The organism is Streptococcus sp. SCPM-O-B-15277 (M60) (assembly GCF_058200335.1).
This window is the reverse complement of record NZ_JBYQGR010000010.1, coordinates 1-5,203: the sequence shown is the minus strand read 5'-3', so window position 1 is coordinate 5,203 and position 5,203 is coordinate 1. Positions and strand designations below refer to the sequence as shown.

General features: G+C 49.6%; 2 tRNA genes and 3 rRNA genes. All 5 read left to right on the top strand.

The window, feature by feature from the left end:
• The 5 genes from AC3E9F_RS08380 to rrf all read left to right on the top strand — a co-directional run bounded on the left by AC3E9F_RS08380 (nt 1) and on the right by rrf (nt 5,202).
• Nucleotides 1-72, top strand: a tRNA-Glu gene (locus tag AC3E9F_RS08380).
• A gap of 237 nt (nt 73-309) precedes the next feature.
• Nucleotides 310-1,858 (top strand): 16S ribosomal RNA (locus AC3E9F_RS08375).
• Between the two features lie 50 nt (nt 1,859-1,908).
• Nucleotides 1,909-1,981 (top strand) — tRNA-Ala (locus tag AC3E9F_RS08370).
• Between the two features lie 125 nt (nt 1,982-2,106).
• Nucleotides 2,107-5,009 (top strand): 23S ribosomal RNA (locus AC3E9F_RS08365).
• Nucleotides 5,010-5,086: 77 nt separating this feature from the next.
• Nucleotides 5,087-5,202 (top strand): 5S ribosomal RNA (rrf, locus tag AC3E9F_RS08360).
• The 16S, 23S and 5S rRNA genes sit together here with 2 tRNA genes alongside, the layout of an rRNA operon.
• The last annotated feature ends 1 nt before the right edge of the window (nt 5,203 follow it).

Below are 5,203 nucleotides of genomic sequence, written 5' to 3'. Positions count from 1 at the left end.
GGTCCGTTGGTCAAGGGGTTAAGACACCGCCTTTTCACGGCGGTAACACGGGTTCGAATCCCGTACGGACTATGGGTGTATTGCAGAGAGGTTAATAGGATATAAAAAAGTTAAAAAAACCTGTTGACAGTTAAAAGTGACTGTGATATACTAATATAGTTGTCGCTCACGAGAGAAGTGAGAGGCAAAGACCTTTGAAAACTGAACAAGACGAACCAATGTGCAGGGCACTACAACTGATGTTGTAGTACTGAACAATGAAAAAAACAATAAATCTGTCAGTGACAGAAATGAGTGAGAACTCAAACTTTTAATGAGAGTTTGATCCTGGCTCAGGACGAACGCTGGCGGCGTGCCTAATACATGCAAGTAGAACGCTGAAGGAAGGAGCTTGCTCTTTCCGGATGAGTTGCGAACGGGTGAGTAACGCGTAGGTAACCTGCCTGGTAGCGGGGGATAACTATTGGAAACGATAGCTAATACCGCATAATAGTAGATATCGCATGATAACTGCTTAAAAGGTGCAATTGCATCACTACCAGATGGACCTGCGTTGTATTAGCTAGTTGGTGAGGTAACGGCTCACCAAGGCAACGATACATAGCCGACCTGAGAGGGTGATCGGCCACACTGGGACTGAGACACGGCCCAGACTCCTACGGGAGGCAGCAGTAGGGAATCTTCGGCAATGGACGGAAGTCTGACCGAGCAACGCCGCGTGAGTGAAGAAGGTTTTCGGATCGTAAAGCTCTGTTGTAAGAGAAGAACGAGTGTGAGAGTGGAAAGTTCACACTGTGACGGTATCTTACCAGAAAGGGACGGCTAACTACGTGCCAGCAGCCGCGGTAATACGTAGGTCCCGAGCGTTGTCCGGATTTATTGGGCGTAAAGCGAGCGCAGGCGGTTAGATAAGTCTGAAGTTAAAGGCTGTGGCTTAACCATAGTACGCTTTGGAAACTGTTTAACTTGAGTGCAAGAGGGGAGAGTGGAATTCCATGTGTAGCGGTGAAATGCGTAGATATATGGAGGAACACCGGTGGCGAAAGCGGCTCTCTGGCTTGTAACTGACGCTGAGGCTCGAAAGCGTGGGGAGCAAACAGGATTAGATACCCTGGTAGTCCACGCCGTAAACGATGAGTGCTAGGTGTTAGACCCTTTCCGGGGTTTAGTGCCGTAGCTAACGCATTAAGCACTCCGCCTGGGGAGTACGACCGCAAGGTTGAAACTCAAAGGAATTGACGGGGGCCCGCACAAGCGGTGGAGCATGTGGTTTAATTCGAAGCAACGCGAAGAACCTTACCAGGTCTTGACATCCCTCTGACCGCTCTAGAGATAGAGTTTTCCTTCGGGACAGAGGTGACAGGTGGTGCATGGTTGTCGTCAGCTCGTGTCGTGAGATGTTGGGTTAAGTCCCGCAACGAGCGCAACCCCTATTGTTAGTTGCCATCATTTAGTTGGGCACTCTAGCGAGACTGCCGGTAATAAACCGGAGGAAGGTGGGGATGACGTCAAATCATCATGCCCCTTATGACCTGGGCTACACACGTGCTACAATGGCTGGTACAACGAGTCGCAAGTCGGTGACGGCAAGCTAATCTCTTAAAGCCAGTCTCAGTTCGGATTGTAGGCTGCAACTCGCCTACATGAAGTCGGAATCGCTAGTAATCGCGGATCAGCACGCCGCGGTGAATACGTTCCCGGGCCTTGTACACACCGCCCGTCACACCACGAGAGTTTGTAACACCCGAAGTCGGTGAGGTAACCTTTTTGGAGCCAGCCGCCTAAGGTGGGATAGATGATTGGGGTGAAGTCGTAACAAGGTAGCCGTATCGGAAGGTGCGGCTGGATCACCTCCTTTCTAAGGATAAGGAAAGCACATTGGTCTTGTTTAGTCTTGAGAGGTCTTGTGGGGCCTTAGCTCAGCTGGGAGAGCGCCTGCTTTGCACGCAGGAGGTCAGCGGTTCGATCCCGCTAGGCTCCATTGGTGAGAGATCACCAAGTCATGCACATTGAAAATTGAATATCTATATCAAATAGTAACAAGAAAATAAACCGAAAACGCTGTAGTATTAATAAGAGTTTATGACTGAAAGGTCAGAAAAATAAGGTTAAGTTAATAAGGGCGCACGGTGGATGCCTTGGCACTAGGAGCCGAAGAAGGACGTGACAAACGACGATATGCCTTGGGTAGCTGTAAGTAAGCGATGATCCAGGGATTTCCGAATGGGGGAACCCAACAGGTACTACCTGTTACCCATATCTGTTAAGGATATGAGGAGGAAGACGCAGTGAACTGAAACATCTAAGTAGCTGCAGGAAGAGAAAGCAAAAGCGATTGCCTTAGTAGCGGCGAGCGAAACGGCAGGAGGGCAAACCGAAGAGTTTACTCTTCGGGGTTGTAGGACTGCAATGTGGACTCAAAGATTATAGAAGAATGATATGGGAAGATCAGCCAAAGAGAGTGAGAGCCTCGTATTTTAAATAGTCTTTGTACCTAGCAGTATCCTGAGTACGGCGGGACACGTGAAATCCCGTCGGAATCTGGGAGGACCATCTCCCAACCCTAAATACTCCCTAGTGACCGATAGTGAACCAGTACCGTGAGGGAAAGGTGAAAAGCACCCCGGGAGGGGAGTGAAATAGAACCTGAAACCGTGTGCCTACAACAAGTTCGAGCCCGTTAATGGGTGAGAGCGTGCCTTTTGTAGAATGAACCGGCGAGTTACGATATGATGCGAGGTTAAGTTGAAGAGACGGAGCCGTAGGGAAACCGAGTCTGAATAGGGCGCTTTAGTATTATGTCGTAGACCCGAAACCATGTGACCTACCCATGAGCAGGTTGAAGGTGCGGTAAGACGCACTGGAGGACCGAACCAGGGCACGTTGAAAAGTGCTTGGATGACTTGTGGGTAGCGGAGAAATTCCAAACGAACTTGGAGATAGCTGGTTCTCTCCGAAATAGCTTTAGGGCTAGCGTCGACATCAAGATTCTTGGAGGTAGAGCACTGTTTGGGTGAGGGGTCCATCCCGGATTACCAATCTCAGATAAACTCCGAATGCCAATGAATTATGGTCGGCAGTCAGACTGCGAGTGCTAAGATCCGTAGTCGAAAGGGAAACAGCCCAGACCACCAGCTAAGGTCCCAAAATAATTGTTAAGTGGAAAAGGATGTGGGGTTGCACAGACAACTAGGATGTTAGCTTAGAAGCAGCTATTCATTCAAAGAGTGCGTAATAGCTCACTAGTCGAGTGACCCTGCGCCGAAAATGTACCGGGGCTAAAACAATTTACCGAAGCTGTGGATACCTTTATAGGTATGGTAGGAGAGCGTTCTATGTGTGGTGAAGGTGTACCGTGAGGAGCGCTGGAACGCATAGAAGTGAGAATGCCGGTATGAGTAGCGAAAGACAGGTGAGAATCCTGTCCACCGTAAGACTAAGGTTTCCAGGGGAAGGCTCGTCCGCCCTGGGTTAGTCGGGACCTAAGGAGAGACCGAAAGGTGTATCCGATGGACAACAGGTTGATATTCCTGTACTAGAGTATGTAGTGATGGAGGGACGCAGTAGGCTAACTAAAGCAGACGATTGGAAGTGTCTGTCTAAGCAGTGAGGTGTGAATTGAGTCAAATGCTTAATTCTATAACATTGAGCTGTGATGGGGAGCGAAGTTTAGTAGCGAAGTTAGTGACGTCACACTGCCAAGAAAAGCTTCTAGCGTTTAAACATACTCTACCCGTACCGCAAACCGACACAGGTAGTCGAGGCGAGTAGCCTCAGGTGAGCGAGAGAACTCTCGTTAAGGAACTCGGCAAAATGACCCCGTAACTTCGGGAGAAGGGGTGCTGACTTTAGGTCAGCCGCAGTGAATAGGCCCAAGCAACTGTTTATCAAAAACACAGCTCTCTGCTAAATCGTAAGATGATGTATAGGGGGTGACGCCTGCCCGGTGCTGGAAGGTTAAGAGGAGTGCTTAGCGGTAACGCGAAGGTATGAATTGAAGCCCCAGTAAACGGCGGCCGTAACTATAACGGTCCTAAGGTAGCGAAATTCCTTGTCGGGTAAGTTCCGACCCGCACGAAAGGCGTAATGATTTGGGCACTGTCTCAACGAGAGACTCGGTGAAATTTTAGTACCTGTGAAGATGCAGGTTACCCGCGACAGGACGGAAAGACCCCATGGAGCTTTACTGCAGTTTGATATTGAGTGTCTGTACCACATGTACAGGATAGGTAGGAGTCTATGAGCTCGGGACGCCAGTTTCGAAGGAGACGTTGTTGGGATACTACCCTTGTGTTATGGCCACTCTAACCCGGATAGGTGATCCCTATCGGAGACAGTGTCTGACGGGCAGTTTGACTGGGGCGGTCGCCTCCTAAAAGGTAACGGAGGCGCCCAAAGGTTCCCTCAGAATGGTTGGAAATCATTCGCAGAGTGTAAAGGTATAAGGGAGCTTGACTGCGAGAGCTACAACTCGAGCAGGGACGAAAGTCGGGCTTAGTGATCCGGTGGTTCCGTATGGAAGGGCCATCGCTCAACGGATAAAAGCTACCCTGGGGATAACAGGCTTATCTCCCCCAAGAGTTCACATCGACGGGGAGGTTTGGCACCTCGATGTCGGCTCGTCGCATCCTGGGGCTGTAGTCGGTCCCAAGGGTTGGGCTGTTCGCCCATTAAAGCGGCACGCGAGCTGGGTTCAGAACGTCGTGAGACAGTTCGGTCCCTATCCGTCGCGGGCGTAGGAAATTTGAGAGGATCTGCTCCTAGTACGAGAGGACCAGAGTGGACTTACCGCTGGTGTACCAGTTGTCTTGCCAAAGGCATCGCTGGGTAGCTATGTAGGGAAGGGATAAACGCTGAAAGCATCTAAGTGTGAAACCCACCTCAAGATGAGATTTCCCATGATTTTATATCAGTAAGAGCCCTGAGAGAAGATCAGGTAGATAGGTTAGAAGTGGAAGTGTGGCGACACATGTAGCGGACTAATACTAATAGCTCGAGGACTTATCCAAAGTAACTGAGAATACGAAAGCGTAAGGATTTCTTGTAATTTGATAGATATTCAATTTTGAGTATGTAAGACTCAAAGTTAAGTGACGATAGCCTAGGAGATACACCTGTTCCCATGCCGAACACAGAAGTTAAGCCCTAGAACGCCGGAAGTAGTTGGGGGTTGCCCCCTGTGAGATATGGAAGTCGCTTAGCT